At 61.2% G+C, this 14,717-nt stretch carries 14 protein-coding genes and 1 tRNA gene; 3 read left to right on the forward strand and 12 right to left on the reverse strand.

All coding sequences use genetic code 11. The annotated features are described in order from the left end of the window. Positions 1-15: 15 nt before the first annotated feature. Complete coding sequence (locus NKI85_RS00315; protein ID WP_352775098.1) at positions 16-1,212, reverse strand: mandelate racemase/muconate lactonizing enzyme family protein; 1,197 nt, start codon at positions 1,210-1,212, stop codon at positions 16-18. A 74-nt stretch (positions 1,213-1,286) separates the two neighbouring features. Beyond that, positions 1,287-2,018, reverse strand: coding sequence for a FadR/GntR family transcriptional regulator (locus tag NKI85_RS00320; RefSeq protein ID WP_352523008.1), 732 nt, complete (start codon positions 2,016-2,018; stop codon positions 1,287-1,289). A gap of 125 nt (positions 2,019-2,143) precedes the next feature. Here NKI85_RS00320 and NKI85_RS00325 point away from each other — a divergent pair, with 125 nt between their 5' ends. After that, complete coding sequence (locus NKI85_RS00325; protein WP_352775101.1) at positions 2,144-3,259, forward strand: cellulase-like family protein; 1,116 nt, start codon at positions 2,144-2,146, stop codon at positions 3,257-3,259. 56 nt (positions 3,260-3,315) lie between these two features. Here the strand turns inward: NKI85_RS00325 and NKI85_RS00330 are convergent, their stop codons facing one another. Both NKI85_RS00330 and NKI85_RS00335 read right to left on the reverse strand, forming a co-directional pair. Beyond that, positions 3,316-3,627 (reverse strand): DUF167 family protein, encoded by a 312-nt coding sequence (locus tag NKI85_RS00330; RefSeq protein WP_352523006.1) that lies wholly within the window; start codon positions 3,625-3,627, stop codon positions 3,316-3,318. 13 nt (positions 3,628-3,640) lie between these two features. Next, entirely contained in the window at positions 3,641-3,931 is a 291-nt protein-coding gene (locus NKI85_RS00335; protein WP_023678162.1) for a YggT family protein, read from the reverse strand. 164 nt (positions 3,932-4,095) lie between these two features. Here NKI85_RS00335 and NKI85_RS00340 point away from each other — a divergent pair. Then, a tRNA-Ala gene (locus NKI85_RS00340) sits at positions 4,096-4,171 on the forward strand. A 1,012-nt stretch (positions 4,172-5,183) separates the two neighbouring features. Here the strand turns inward: NKI85_RS00340 and NKI85_RS00345 are convergent. From NKI85_RS00345 to NKI85_RS00375, 7 genes are all read right to left on the reverse strand, one after another. Further along, positions 5,184-5,606: a hypothetical protein gene (locus NKI85_RS00345; RefSeq protein WP_352775104.1), complete on the reverse strand. Its 423-nt coding sequence runs from the start codon at positions 5,604-5,606 to the stop codon at positions 5,184-5,186. A gap of 41 nt (positions 5,607-5,647) precedes the next feature. Further along, complete coding sequence (locus NKI85_RS00350; RefSeq protein WP_352775107.1) at positions 5,648-6,133, reverse strand: hypothetical protein; 486 nt, start codon at positions 6,131-6,133, stop codon at positions 5,648-5,650. A 154-nt stretch (positions 6,134-6,287) separates the two neighbouring features. After that, positions 6,288-6,611, reverse strand: coding sequence for a hypothetical protein (locus tag NKI85_RS00355; protein ID WP_352775108.1), 324 nt, complete (start codon positions 6,609-6,611; stop codon positions 6,288-6,290). Next, positions 6,608-7,138: a hypothetical protein gene (locus NKI85_RS00360; protein ID WP_352775110.1), complete on the reverse strand. Its 531-nt coding sequence runs from the start codon at positions 7,136-7,138 to the stop codon at positions 6,608-6,610. The genes NKI85_RS00355 and NKI85_RS00360 overlap by 4 nt, the downstream gene beginning before the upstream one ends. 146 nt (positions 7,139-7,284) lie before the next feature. After that, a complete protein-coding gene (locus tag NKI85_RS00365) occupies positions 7,285-8,061 on the reverse strand; it encodes a hypothetical protein (protein ID WP_352775113.1) in 777 nt (258 codons plus the stop codon). A gap of 668 nt (positions 8,062-8,729) precedes the next feature. Next, positions 8,730-9,299 (reverse strand): recombinase family protein, encoded by a 570-nt coding sequence (locus NKI85_RS00370; RefSeq protein ID WP_352775116.1) that lies wholly within the window; start codon positions 9,297-9,299, stop codon positions 8,730-8,732. Between the two features lie 959 nt (positions 9,300-10,258). Then, positions 10,259-11,650, reverse strand: coding sequence for a tyrosine-type recombinase/integrase (locus tag NKI85_RS00375; protein WP_352775119.1), 1,392 nt, complete (start codon positions 11,648-11,650; stop codon positions 10,259-10,261). A gap of 688 nt (positions 11,651-12,338) precedes the next feature. On the opposite strand from NKI85_RS00375, the gene NKI85_RS00380 reads away from it, so the two are divergent. Then, positions 12,339-12,653 carry a hypothetical protein gene (locus tag NKI85_RS00380; protein ID WP_352523005.1) on the forward strand — a complete coding sequence of 105 codons (315 nt, stop codon included), beginning with the start codon at positions 12,339-12,341 and terminating at the stop codon, positions 12,651-12,653. On the opposite strand, the gene NKI85_RS00385 is transcribed toward NKI85_RS00380, so the two are convergent. Continuing rightward, the gene (locus NKI85_RS00385; protein WP_352775577.1) at positions 12,650-14,704 is read right to left on the reverse strand and encodes a M3 family metallopeptidase; all 2,055 of its coding nucleotides are present in this window, start codon (positions 14,702-14,704) and stop codon (positions 12,650-12,652) included. The two genes, NKI85_RS00380 and NKI85_RS00385, sit on opposite strands and share 4 nt — an antisense overlap. Between the last annotated feature and the right edge of the window lie 13 nt (positions 14,705-14,717).

A 14,717-nucleotide genomic window follows, 5' to 3' on the forward strand; every position in this document is an offset into this window, starting at 1 on the left:
GGTGGTTGATTGGCTTTAGCTTGCCTCGGACACCCGTCGAGTGATCGTGAAGCGCCGGTCGAGATCGGGGCTCAGTTCGAGGCCGAGCCCGGGGCCGGGCGGTACCGTGATCCTGCCCTTGCCGACTTCAGGCAGTGCCGTGACGAGGTCGCGGTACCAGGTGCGGTAAAACGCGCGCACGCTCTCCTGGATCAGCGCATTGGGCGCGTTCAGCGACAGATGGGTAGAGGCGGTAAGCACCACCGGACCGGTGCAGTCATGCGGGGCGATCGGCAGGTGCCATGCCTCGGCCATCGAAGCGATTTTCTTGGCCTCCGAGATGCCGCCGCACCAGGACAGGTCGAGCATCACGATGCCCGCCGCTCCCGTCGCCAGCAGGTCGCGGAAGCGCCAGCGTGTCGCGAGTGTCTCCGAGGCGCAGAGCGGCGCTGTCGAGGCTTCGCTGTAACGCTTGAGGTCGTCCAGAGAATCCATGCGGATCGGATCCTCGTGCCAGTAGGTGTCGTAAGGCGCCAGCGCCCGCGCGATCCTGATCGCCGGCGTCAGCGCCCACATCGAGTGGAACTCGACCATGATGTCGATCTTGTCGCCGACGCGCTTCCTGATCTTTTCGAAAGGCCGAAGCGCCGATTTGAGCTCGGCGGCGCTGATGTGCAGCCCGCCATTGGCCTCGGCCGCCACGTCGAACGGCCAGATCTTCATGGCCGTGATGCCTTCACCCAGAAGTTCTTCCGCCAGATCGTCTGCCCGGTTGAGAAAGGCATCGAGGTCGGCATAGCGGTCGCGGTCGTCGGCGAGACCGTAATTGGCAACCGTCTGGCCGCCTTGCTTCATGTAGGCGGTGCCGGCGCAGGTGTTGTAGGTACGGATGTCGTTGCGGGTGAAGCCGCCCAGCAGTTGCGCGACCGGCTGATTTGTGAGTTTGCCGAAATGGTCCCACAAGGCGATGTCGATAGCCGAATTGCCGCGCATCTCGGCCCCGGTAGAGGCAAAGCCGACATAGCCGGTCAGCGTCTTCCCTATGCGGTCGATCTGGCGCGGATCCTGTCCGAGCAACAGAGGTGCTGCGGTCTCGTGCACATAGGCTTCCACCGCCTGAGCGCCGAAGAAGGTTTCACCGAGGCCGGCAAGACCCTCATCGGTATGGACCTGCACCCAGCAGAGGTTGGGATGCTCTGCGATGCGGATCGTCTCGATCTTGCCGATCTTCACCTGGCTGCGCTCCGCAAGAATGCTTCCTTGACCATGATCTTTTGCTACGCTGACCTTCGGTTCGCGATCACGGCCTAGTTGATGCCGCTGGCCAGCAGCACCTTGACGGTGTTGTCGAAATGCTCGGCCATCATCGCCTCCGCGGCGGCGCGATTGCCCTCTTCGATCGCCGCGGCGATCGCCTCGTGGCAGGCGACGCTTTCGTAGCGGTCGGCATCGGTCGCGCGTGCTGCCCAGCCGATCCGCCAGGTCTGCCGCGTCACCACATGGAACGAGCCGACGATCAGCGAGAACATCGGATTGCGCGAAGCGCGCGCAATGGTCTCGTGAAAGGCGATGTCGTGCTCCATCACTTTGTCGGAATTGCTGAAATCGGCGCGCATGGCGGCAGCCAACGCCTTGATCTCGCGCGCCTCCTTGTCGGTGCGCCTGAGCGCCGCAAGCACCACCGTGCGCATCTCGATGGTGCGGCGCACGTCAAGAATCTGCTGCACCGAAACCTGATCGGTCTGCACGCCGTGATCGATGACAAGGGCCAGCACTTCGGGAACGACCGCCGACACCCGGGCGCGGCGGCCATTGCCGACGTCGATCAGCCTCAGCGCCGCCATCGATCGATAGGCCTCGCGCACAACGGCGCGGGAAACACCGAGCTCAACGCCGATCGCCGCCTCGCTTGGCAGCGGGTCGCCGATCTTCAGGCCCTCCGTGCGAATCATCTGGCGAATGCCGTGGATGACCTTTGAGACAAGGCTGGTCGTGGCCTCCTCGTCCTCCGTCGCATCGCGCTGAAGCGGATTGTTCATTCGAACCTGTATGCTAGGTTTCGGCAAAAATGTAGAAAGCATTGAGCCAACCTATTGTCAATAGCGTCGTATCCGGACTACCAATGCCGCGAGGCGGCGCGTTTCCGAGGAGCGAGAGACGAACGATGAAACCAGCGATTCAGAGACCCTACGCCATCACCATGTGGGACTTTTCCTGGTTGGAGCGCCGCTGGCCGGGCGCCGGCTACGAGGATTGGGACGAGGCGCTGGGCGAGCTCGCCGAACGCGGCTACAACGCCGTGCGCATCGATGCCTACCCGCATCTGGTCTCGGCCGATCCGATGAAAAGCTGGGAGATCCTGCCGGTCTGGGACCAGCTGAATTGGGGCGCCCAATCGCTGATCCATGTCCAGGTGCTGCCGGCGCTGGTCGAGTTCATCGCCAAGGCTAAGGCGCATGGCATCGCAGTTGCGCTTTCGACCTGGTACCGGCAGGATCGCGACGACCTCAGGCTGAGGATCAGGACTGCCGAGGATCAGGCGCGGGTATGGATCGACACGCTGCGCGAGATCGACAAGGCCGGCCTCATCAACCACATCCTCTATGTCGACCTCTGCAACGAATACCCGCTTCCGATATGGACGCCCTATCTCTACGGCGGCACGACAGGCGAGGAATTGAGCCGTGCCGAGCCAAGGGCGCGCGACTGGATGGCCGACTCGCTCAGGCTGATGCGGGCCGCCTATTCCGACATCGATTATACCTTCTCGTTCTGCAGCCAGTACAAGAACTGGAACGACCAGGATGTCTCGATGCTCGATTTCCTCGAGCCGCATATATGGATGGCGCACCGCGAGACCTCGGATTATTATTCCAAGATCGACTACAATCACGAGCAGTTCGATCCGCGCGGCTTCAACAACATCGTTGCCCGCGGCCACAGCGAGTACAAGGCCAACAAAGCCTATTACGACGGCAAGCTGCTCGGCGAGATCGACAACGTCGCGGCCTGGTCGCGCCATGCCGGCAAGCCGCTGGTCACCACCGAATGCTGGTCGCTGGTCGACTACAAGGACTGGCCCGGCCTCGACTGGGGCTGGATCAAGGATATGACCGCGATCGGCACGGAATACGCCGCCAAGAAGGGGCGCTGGAGCGGCATCGCGACTTCGAATTTCTGCGGGCCGCAGTTCCGCGGCATGTGGCGCGACATCGCCTGGCACAAGCGGCTGACCGACCTGATCAAATCCTCCGCCATCGATGCCGATTTGAAGCGCTGACTAGGAAGGAGGCCGTCTGGCCGGCCGAACAGGAACTGGATGGCCGCTGGGTGGATTCATAGTGTGAGCGTATCGATGCGTTTCGTCAGCGCCACGGGATTGCCAAGCACGCGCAGCGTCTTCAGCCGAGCGGTGCCGCCGGCGACGACCGAGACGGCTGACGCCGGCACGCCAAATCCCTTGGCGACCAGCCTTTCCAGCGCTCGATTGGCGACCCCGTTTTCCGGCACGGCGCGGACGCGAGCCTTCAGATGGCTTCGCCCATCCGCCGTCGTTTCGGGGCCCTCGAGCCTGTCCATCGCTGATTTCGGCGTCAGCCGGACGAACAGGTCGATGCCGTCGGCGCGCGTGCGGAACGGCGCGCTCATGGGACGCCTGAACTCAGACGACCAGCGAAAGCACCGTGGTGAGCAGGAACTGCCGGATGAAGAACAGGATCAGCAGCAGGATGATCGGCGAGATGTCGATGCCGCCGAGATCGGGCATGAAGCGGCGGATCGGCCGCAGCGCCGGCTCGGTCAGCCGATAGAGCATGTTGCTGATGGTGTCGACGAACTGGTTGCGGGAATTGACGACGTTGAAGGCGTAGAGCCAGGAAAATATCGCCGAGGCGATGATGATCCACCAGTAAAGGTCAAGCGCCATGACAATGGTCTGAATGAGGGCGATCATGCCGGTCTCCGATTGTTGCCGACATGTAGCCACTGTAGGGGAAAGCGGCAAGAGCCGCCTTCTGCGGCATGGCGAAGCCGGACGAGCGGCCGAACGGCATTTCGGCGACACGCACAGCCTTGACAGGAAACCGCTGCGGCCGATAAAAGCCCCATCCGCTGGACGGGGCTGTAGCTCAGCTGGGAGAGCGCGTCGTTCGCAATGACGAGGTCAGGAGTTCGATCCTCCTCAGCTCCACCAGTGGAATTTAGAAGGCATATATCGCAGTAAATTCAACTAGATAGCCGAAATAGTCACTCTTGTTTGGCCCACGCATTTGGCCCACGTTTTGGGTTAAGCTGCCCGCGCCGCGCTCCTCACGTCCTCAATGTACCACTGCAGGGCTACGTGCTGGCCGCCACTATCTCGGCGGTCTGGCCATAGTCTTGTGCCCTATTGGTCTGCTCGGTCACGGGCTTGACGAGCAATCTCCGTCCAAGACCGACCTATTCGGCGCTTTGCCTTGATCAACAGAGCTACGAGGGTGACTGCCAAGCCACCTGAGCGCAGTGCCCTGACAAGCGCGACGACCAGAGCCGCGATGGCCAGCACTATAATAAGGGAGGGCACTACTACCCATGCTGAAGGTGGGTCCACGGCCTGTGAGTATGCTGGCGACGTGCATAGTAGGCAGGCAATCGAAAGAAGCTGGCGGCGCACGTCTTATCCTCCTGATTTGCCCATCATCTTAGGCCAGCGGTTTTCAAATCATAGGGCAAACGCTGCCCGCCTCAACGAACCTGACGGGCAACGCTGCGGCGATCTCCTCAGCCATCCCCGGCAACAGCCGTTCGAGAGCCTGACGGGTCCGACAATAGGACTGAGGTCGCCATGATGGGTGACCACCACGCGTTCCTGACCTGTATTGAATGATCCATTGGATTTGGTTGCGACACTCGATGATCCGGGTCGCCTTGGCCTCGCTGAAGTCCCACCTCAGGACCAGGCGGGAATAGTTGTCTGCTTCTTCGCAAGCCGGGTTAAGGGCGCGCGGGGTTCTGCTTCTGCTCACTGTCTGAATTGCCTTCCTGTTGCTGTTGATGTTTCCCGGGCTGCCGGGGCTGCGCCAGACGCGGTGAAGCAATCCGGGCGCACTATGTGCCTCCAGACCAAAGCGCCACTGCGCGCAGGGTGTTTTAGGGGAGCCCGGAGAGGGCCGTGAGCTTGGGGCAAAGGTTCACCGGGATGGCGACCTGACCCTCTCCGGGTAGTGCTATATGCCCAGGTCGAGACGCATCTTGGCGGCTGCTCGGGCATGGGTGGTCAGGAGCTGCCAGTCGCCTTTGACGACCGCCCTGCGGAAGGCTGGCAACTCGGTTTCGTCCATATGCTCCTGCCACTGCGCCATGGTCAGACCCAGCGGGGAAAGGATGCTCCGTTCGATATGCTTCGTAAAGCTCGCTTCGATGATCTGGACTTCAACATCCTGAACCCCAGCCATCGCCGCGTCGATCTCGCCGCCCTCAATGAAAGTGTCGATCACCACTTGTCGCGTGTCCTCAGGATGGGCTGCCATCCAGTCATTCAAGACCTTGTCTGAGGCCGCAACCATTTCGTCATATTCCTTCTGCTCCGCTTTCTCCCGGCGCTGATCTTCATCAAGGTCTTGGTCTTCATCGTCCTGCTCAACCGCCACCTCCAGGGTCTCCCCCGAAGGCTGTTCTTGGACGATTGAGCTTAGCGGAAAGAACCGTAGCCGTAGGGTGCAACAGCCCGCTCGACCGCAGCCCCATAATCCTCAGGGCTTATCTCACCCGCCTCGACCATCTGCCGGGCCTGCTTAGGTCCAAGCTGAATGCCCCCGATGGTTACCGGAAGGCTGTCGACAAGGGCGCGGGGAGGGACTGCGAAGGCGCTGCTATCAGAGGGAGGAGCTTTGGCGTTGAGCTGCTCCACGGTCGTCTTGCCGTTGCTGATCGAGACCCGCTGGCTAAGTTGGCCACGCTGCTGCGCCTGATACCATTGGTTGCCGGCTAAGGAAACCTCGGTCGCCGCTGCGACCTGGGCCTTCACGCGGGCCTCTTTCTCGGTGTAGTTGGCCACGGCAGCGGCATGGCGCATCCTGTCGATATGGTCCGCCCGCTCTGCCGGGCTCATGCTCATAATCGCCTGCTCTGCTGCGGTCGGCGCGGCTGTGGGCTTGTGACTGGCGGTCTCGTTCATCTGCTCGTCGCTATATCTGGACATCTGGTCGTGTGTTCCTTTCAAGGGTGATGGTCCCCACAGCGGACTGCTGCGGGGTTCTGGTGGTGTTTCTGTTGGGGAATTTGGTGCGACTCTTCCACTGATCAGTGGACAGTGGTGGTGCTGAAGGACCTCAGCGGCGCGGCTGGAGCCCGTAGGTGTGGACTGGTGGCGATGGGCTGTCGTCCACCGCTGGAGGCGCTATGGCAGGGCTTAGGCTGGTCTTGCGGGGCCGCATGTACAGCTCGGCCATTCGGCTCGCCAAGTTCCCGCCTTCAAGCTCGCGATAGCCGTAGACGGCATAGCATCGCCCCGCGACGATCAGTGCATCTGGGATGCCGGAAAGCCGGTCCAGCTCGGATGGTCGACCCTCCACCATGTTGCCCAAGGCTCCAATGATGGCGAGAGCCTGATCGCGGGTCGGCCAATCGGCGAGGGCGGGGAGGAACGCGCTCACTGGCCTTCCCTGTGATGCTGGAGCCATGGCGTCTTGGCATGAGCCTTGGCAGTGCCGAAGCGGCAGAGGTGGTCGAGGTGCTGGCCCCCACTCTCGTCATCGTACCAGCCGAAGTCGCGGTCAGCATCCCACCTCGGTCCAATCCAAGCCAGTGACTTACGGATTAGGTCGAACTGGTCACGCTTGGCCTGACCCAGCCTCTTCCATGCGAACCGGCCGTAGTGAACGGTGACGCCTTTCTCGCGCCGCTTCTCACGTCGATCTGCCGCCGCCTTGATCGAATGGGTGCGGGCCTGCTTGGTCCGAAGCGAGAGCTTGGTGTCGTGGACGTTGCGAGAGCCCGGGGCGTTGACGAGGTGCTGTTTCCAGTCGGTACGGTCGCCCTGGGCTGCCCGCAGCGCTGTCTTGGCCTGCCGCTTAGCGGTCGCTGTGGCAAGGGCGCTGGCGTCGTCGTCATTGTCGTCTGGTGTAGACTCTCGCTCATGCAGGAATAAAGCCCTGTCGAACGGTCGTGCGTCGTCGGTCATTTCATGTGTGTTCCTTCCTGTGTGGTGTCGCCATTTCCAGTGTATCGCTGGGGGGATGTCACGAAACGACACCCCTCAAAGCCTTGCTGGATCTGGGTTTGCGTCGTTCCTTTGTGGCACATTGACGAAATGACCACGGAGCGACGTCAGGCTCCCTTCCGATCCAGCATCATGGTCAACCTCTCGACCTCAGCCCGAAGCGCCTTCAGGGTCCCCGGATGGCCAATTAGCCGGATCAATCGGCTAACCTCGGCAACCGCTTCAACCGCCTTCCTTCCCCGCATCGTGTCCACGTTGAACTCTCCCTTGATCGGCTCGGCCGGTTCATCTTCCAATGTCGTCTGGTCGGCTTCCAAGATGGCCTTGAGGGTGTTCGGCGCATATTTCGCAAGGTGGCGGCTGACGGTCTCGTGGTGCATACCGCCAAGGTCCCTGCCGATTTCCCTCAGGGTCTTGAACGGACCATTGGCCCGCCCGCCACGCGGCCCCCGGTGACGGTGCTGGAGCGCCTTGACGTAATGCCGAAGCGATGCAGCCTTCTCCGTGTTGGTCAGCCTCAGCCCCGGCGTCAGGTTCGCCCTAAGCGCCAGCCAGCACATCTCGTCGACATCGCCCGGCTTCTCCATGAAGACCTCCAAGGCCTTAATGAGGGTCTTGCCAAGTGACCTTGCTGCGGTCACGCGGTGCCAGCCGTCCACAACGATGTAAACCGCAGCGATCCCCGCCGAACCCTTCTGCTTATAGACCTTGATCGGTGGGAACCCCCGCACGATGGGTCCGTCTGTCGGGTCATAGGCGATCATTGCTGCCCGATATTCCTTCACGGTCTCGGGATAGGTTCTGGCCCTGATCTGGGTCGTCTCATCCATCTGGATGTCGACCAGCGGAATAGTCAGGATATTGCCCTGGGTGATTATTGACATGGGATGATCCTTTCCACAGCGTGGAGTTGTTCGATTGAGAGTTTGGCCAGCTTGGCCATGATGCGGGACATGACGGCGTCACGTTCATCGGGCTCGGGTGGTGGCTGGAACTGGAGAGGTGACTGAACTTTGGAACTGTTCAGTGCCAAACTAGCCGCCTTGGCCCGGTTGTCGCTTCCGCAAAATATCCCCTCGGGCTGCCTTGCGGTGCCGCTGGGGTCGATCTTGGGGTGTGGTGAAGGGCTGGTGCGGCTGTCGCCACGAAAGAGGCCGACGCGCAGACGAGCGCGTGAGGATTTCGGCTTCATAGCTAGTGCGGTGGGTATAGGGATTGTGGCCCAGCTTGGGAGAGAGGCAACAAGAACAGCCAAGTAAACGGGAGCCCGGAAAACTGTTTCCTATGCTAGTGGTAGCCCCATTGGACCGAAAGCAACCATCAGGCACTCCATAAGTGTCACCATAGCTTATCCACAAACAACGGTGACGTCTCTCCATGCCGACGCGCGACATCGCCAAACGGCATCTAGAGGCTAACTTCCTACGAGTGACGATGTTCTGCCATTGGTCTTTACGGTCTGGTCGAAAGACTTATCCAAAATGCCATGTGGTGCGGCCCGGCGCGCCATGTCGTTGCGACCCCATCCCGTCTCATAGTGCCACGGTTCACCCTAACCGGGCTGCGCTTCTTTCATGATCTTCTGAACTGTGGCGGTCGAGTACCCGATGGCCGCTGCAATTACCCTGATCGAGGCACCCTCAGTCCGCATAGCGCGCACCTTCTGTTCAACCTCGTCGGTCACCGTCTTGCGTCTCCCGAGGTGGTCACCCCGCGCCTTTGCCTTGGCGATCCCTTCCATCTGGCGCTCTTTCCGCAGGGAAGTCTCAAACTCCGCGATGCTGGCGAGGATACCAAACATCAGCTTGCCATGCGGCTTGGTCGTATCGAGTGACGGGTCATTCAACACCGTGAACCCGACACCCTTGGCATTCAGCCCCTCAACGATCTGGTGAAGGTGCGCCGCTGATCTCGCCAGCCGGTCGACTTTGCTGACCACCAGCGTGTCACCCTTCCGAACATACTTGAGCGCCTCGGCGAGCTTCGGCCTGTCATCGTCCAGCCCAGAGAGACGGTCTTGATAAAGGTGGTCATCCGTCACCCCGGCTGCCCTAAGCTGGTCGATCTGAACTGCCGTGTTCTGGTCGGTCGTGCTAACTCTTGCGTATCCAACGATTGCCATGGTGTGAACTATCCTCTTAGAGCCAATGTTCACCGTCATTACCTCACGCTAAGTTCACAAGTCAACAGCTATGTGAGATAAGGTTTACCTTTGTTCACACTCCGGCCATTGCAGCCCCGCCCCCCTGCTCTTGGTGTCGCAAGGGTGCAGTCTCCAGTCAGACCGCCGAGCACCACTGGCGCAGCATCCGCAGGCCCAAAGCGGTGCCGTCCAGAAGTCCTGAGGGTGGCCTGTGGTGGAACCGAAGGGGGTACGGGGGTGATCCCGCGCTGCCAGTTGTCTGATCGGGTTCACGGACCTTAGCCCCAATTATTCTGACCCCTTCAGCCCCTCATCAAAATGCGGACGGGCACTAGCCCCGCTCACAGACATTTATTAAGATGTTGATCCGCAGTTTTGGGGGGAAACTAGATGCATTTTGTCGGGGTGGCGCTCTTACTCCTAGTTCTTGTCGTCATGTTTCCACGCGCTACGGGTCTCATAGTACTCGGGACGCTGGGTCTAGTCGCATTCTTTGTACTAAGCATGTGGGGGGAGAGCAGCAAAAGGCAGCAGCAGGTCGACCGAATGAACGCATCTATTTCGTATGACGAGACTTGTGCCCCGGATCGGCCGCTGCGGCTGGTATTCGACAACAAGTCGACCGCTACCGTCATATCCTACTCTCTCGAAATTATCGCGCGTATCGAAGGTCATTCCAACATAGTGGCTCAGCAGAGGATCAGCGATGATAAGATTGTCGCTCCTGGCGCAATCTATGTGACTTGCTGGCAGGTTCCCGGCGGCAGTTTGTCAACCAACTTCGGTGGGGTTTCCGCGAAGGATTTGCGATGGTCCTTTCGGAACTTCGGTATCGACTTCTAAAGCAATTGACGGCCTGCGCACTGTTGCAGGCCTTGACCGCAACCACGCCCTCCTTCGGCCCTATAAACCTCGCGGTGCCAATCGCAGCCGGTCTTTCATCCGGTGACAACGGGAATGGGTAGTGGTCTTTGGGTCGGCTTCGGCAACTTCACGGCCTCGACACAGGCCCTGTTCTGCTCCTCCGATGCACCCTTCGTATACGTTCCGAAGGTGATGTCCTTCTCGCCCGGCACGTGCCCCACAATGTCCTTGATCGTCTCCTTAGCGTGGCCAGCGTGGCGCGCTTGGGTGATGAACCATCGCCTTGCCGAATGGAAGTTCACCGCGCTCCTGCGCTTCCCGTCGCGCACGTCATCGACCTTCAGGGCCTTGCGGTAACGATTGAAGCGCTTCCCGAAGGTGTCGCCTGGGTCGCGCTCGCCCGCCAACTCATGGAATAGCCATTCCTTCGGCTTCTTGTCCTTGGTCCGCCGCTCCACGATCTTCTTTAGGTCGGGGTGCATCGGCACCTTCCGGGCCGCGCTCCGGGTCTTGCCCTGCTGTATGTCGAACACATCGTCATGAACCTCCTCAACCCAAAGCGTCACCACCTCCGCAAGCCGCATCCCAGACAGGCATGACATGCGCAGGGCGTCCTCAATCTGCTGCCGGAACTCGGCTCCTACCTCCTCCGGGTAGTCGCCATAGAGAAGCGCCTGCAGTTCCTCGTCGGCGAACGCCCGCTCCCCGCTATTCCTGTCGCCACGCTCAACCCGGCGCTTGTTGTCAGGAAGCGTCTGGCCAAGCCAAGGGCTATCCACTGCCTTGCCGCCCATGACCTTGCCTTCAACGTGGCCGCGCAGGGTGAGGTAGTCCCAATACCCGCGCAGCGCTGTCATGTGCTTCTTGGCGGTGCGGCGGTCCATCGGCTCAATGATCGCGGTGACGTACCGCCCCACGGCCCTGCGATTGATGTCCGGCAGCTTCAACGCCTCTTTATCACACCAACGAGCGAACCTTCTCACCAGCCCGCGTCGCTCGCTCGTGGTCTTGTCGGCAAGCCCTATCGCCTTCAGGTAGGGTTCGAGATGCTCGTCAACGGGAACCTTGCCGGTAAAGGCGTCTTCAAATTCTTTCCGCTCTGACCCACGGAGCCGCTCGCTCTCGTCCTCCGCAAGGCCCATGGCGAAGTCCAACTGGCCGTGGTCATCAGCGGCCTTGAGATCGACCAGCGTTTCCCGCCAGACGGTGCCGCGCTCTCGGGCTGACATCGTGGCAGGGCTGATCACCTTGCCCGCTGCGATGTCTCTGAACAGGCTACGGGTGTCACGCTCGACTTGGTCCCGGCGCTCCATTGCCACGCGCATGTCGCTGGTCTGGAGGTTCTCCCGGTGATGGGTCTTGCCGTCGAAGTGTCTGCGCACGGCGACCGGAACCCCGATCTTGAACCACCATATGCGGCGCTTCAACTCGAGATGGCGTCTCGCACTATTTCGTTGTTTCGGCATAAATACCCCCGGTTTGGCCCACGCATTTGGCCCTCGTTACGAGGGCTATGACATTGATTTACAAGGATTTCAAGGGCATAAGTGTCGCAGGCGTCGATCCTCCTCAGCTCCACCAGCGGATTTTCTCGACCCCTTGCCCAATGGATGCCGAGCACACCTCCTTGATAGCGGCGCTTTGTTGCTTGCGCACGCTGCCCGGCGATTTCGCGACGCTGAGAGAAGGCCACTTGCGACTTGCGGCCATCGAGGATTACCGGCGTGACCACGCGCTTTGGCGTCGGTCGGCTAGGGCCAGCCCCCAATTTGCTCGGCCGGCAGTTGCTGTAAGAATAGCCCAAGAGGATCGGCCTCCTTGTTCGCCTATTCTTTCTGTTTCCATTTTGCCGTGCTGACCTTCGCCGCTGGGGTCGTGACCACCTCGAAAATGCCCGTAAGCGATCCGTAAGCCGGGATCGCGGAACCTCTGCCCGTTGATAACAGCCGATTGCCGCAAGTCCTTCGACCTGCGGCCGTCGGGCCCGACGACGGGGATTGAAATGGCTGTCGCTCCAGCATTGCGCAATGAAGCCTGGGCGCTGTCGCGATTTGCGGCTGCCATCTGCTTCACGCAAGCGCAGCAAGGCGCGCGAACTGCCGGTGCCGCTCAAGCCACCCCTCTGGCCACCGCTCTGGCCCCCGTGGCAGTTACATGACCTGGACCGTTGACATGAAGGACCGCTTCGAAGCCATAGCGAACCCAAGCTGCCGGTTCGATATCTGGGACAATGAGAGTGGCGAGCCCGTGGTTCATCGCGGCCGATTGCTCTCCTTTGCCACGACGGAGACGGCGGAGCGGATTGCCGGCTTCCTCAACGAGACGGCCGCAGCCGGTGACGCCGAGCCGGCCCCGGAGGTACCGGATCAGGCGCCAGCACGTACCCGACGGGCGACGAAAAGGCATTACTCGGGATCGGGGTCTGTCATGACAGAACCTTCGGATTTCGCTGGGACGGGCAAGTCTTAGACCAGCCCGCGCTTGGCCATCATCGCTTCCGGTGAAGGCATCTTGCCGCGGAAGGCGGTGTAGAGTTCTTCCGGGTCCTTTGAGCCGCCGGCGGCGTAGATGTTCTTGCGCAGCCGCTCGGCCAGCGCCGGGTTGAAGGGATCGCCCGTCTCCTCGAAGGCGGCGAAGGCGTCGGCGTCAAGCACTTCCGACCACATGTATGAATAATAGCCGGCCGAATAGCCATCGCCGGCAAAGATGTGGCCGAAATGCGGGGTGCGGTGACGCATGGCGATGGTGTCGGGCATGTTGAGCTTTTCGAGCGTTTCGGCTTCGAAACGAAGCGGCTGATCCGCCGCGTCCGGCCGCGCGTGATAGGCCATGTCGACCAACGCCGAGGCCGTGAACTCGACCGTGGCGAAACCGGCACCGAAGGTGCGCGCCGCCAGCATTTTGTCGACCAGCGCCTTTGGCATCGGCATGCCGGTCTTGACATGCAGCGCATGTTTTTCCAGCACCGCCGGCACCGTCAGCCAGTGCTCGTAAAGCTGCGAGGGCAGTTCGACGAAATCGCGGCTGACCGACGTGCCCGCGACCGAGGGCCAAGTGACGTCGGTCAGCATGCCGTGCAGGGCATGACCGAATTCGTGGAACAGGGTCTTGGCTTCATCAACCGACAGCAAGGCTGCCTGGCCGGCCGGCGGCTTGGCGAAGTTCATGATGTTGTAGATGACCGGCTTCGACCCAGGGCCAAGCTTGTAGCCGGATTTCAGCGCACTCATCCAGGCGCCGGAGCGCTTTGACGGCCGCGCGAAATAATCGGCGAGGAACAGGCCGCGCTCGCTGCCGTCGGCATTCTTCACCACGAAAACGCGAGCGTCCGGGTGCCAGGCGGCAATGCCCTTCTTCTCCTCGAAAGAAATGCCGAACAATCGTGTCGCCACGTCGAAACAGGCGTCGATGATGTGATCGAGCTGCAGATACGGCTTCAGCTCGGCCTCGTCGAAGGCGAATTTCTCTGCGCGCAGCTTCTCCTGATAGAAGCGCCAGTCCCAGGCGGCGAATTTCTCGTTGCTGCCAGCCTCGGCCGCCAGCCGCCGCAATTCGGCCTGATCGCTTGCGGCCTTTTCCACCGCTTTTTCCCAGACCGGATCGAGCAGCGTGTGCACCGCCTCCGGCGTCTTTGCCATGGTGTCGTCGAGCTTCAATGCGGCGTAGGAAGCATAACCGAGCAGCTTCGCCTTCTCGGCGCGCAGGCGCAGCATGTCGCGCACCACTTCGGTGTTGTCGGTGGCGCCGCCATTCTGGCCGCGCATGATGAAGGCGCGGAACGCTGTCTCGCGCAGGTCGCGGCGTTCGGAGAAGGTCGAGAACGGCTCGTAGATCGAGCGCGACAGAGTGACGGCGTAGCGGCCTTTCTGGCCGCGCATCTCGGCGGCTTCGGCCATCGAGCTTTTCAGGAACTCCGGCAGGCCGGCTAGGTCTGCTTCGTCGAGGAACAGCGCCCAGTCGCGCTCATCGGCAAGCACGTTCTGGCCGAAGGTGGTGCCGAGCGACGATAATTCTTCGTTGATCGACGCAAGCCGCTTCTTGCCGTCGGCATCGAGCCTGGCGCCGGAGCGGACGAAGTTTTTCCAGGTCTTTTCCAGCACACGCAGCGTTTCGGCATCGAGCTTCAAAGCCTCGCGGCGCTGATAGAGACCGTCGATACGGGCAAACAGCCGCTCGTTCATCGAAATCGCCGAGAAATGCCGCGACATTTTTGGCGAGATGTCGCGCTCCAACGCCTGGATCGCCTCATTGGTGTGGGCGCCGGCGCGGCACCAGAAGATCGACGACACACGGTCAAGGGCCTCGCCGGCAAGCTCGAGCGCAGCAAGTGTATTCTCGATGGTCGGCGTCCCGGTGTTGCCGGCAATCGCCTCGATCTCGGCCTCATGCGCCTTCAGGGTCGCATCGAACACCGGAGAAAAATCACCGTCGCCGATGCGCGTGAAATCGGGCAGGCCGAGCGGCCCTTGCCACGCAGTCAGCGGATGGGCGGCGAGGTCGATGGCGGACGGCATGGGCAAACTTTCGCTGAGT

Source organism: Mesorhizobium sp. M0571 (assembly GCF_040320985.1).
Taxonomy (GTDB): domain Bacteria; phylum Pseudomonadota; class Alphaproteobacteria; order Rhizobiales; family Rhizobiaceae; genus Mesorhizobium.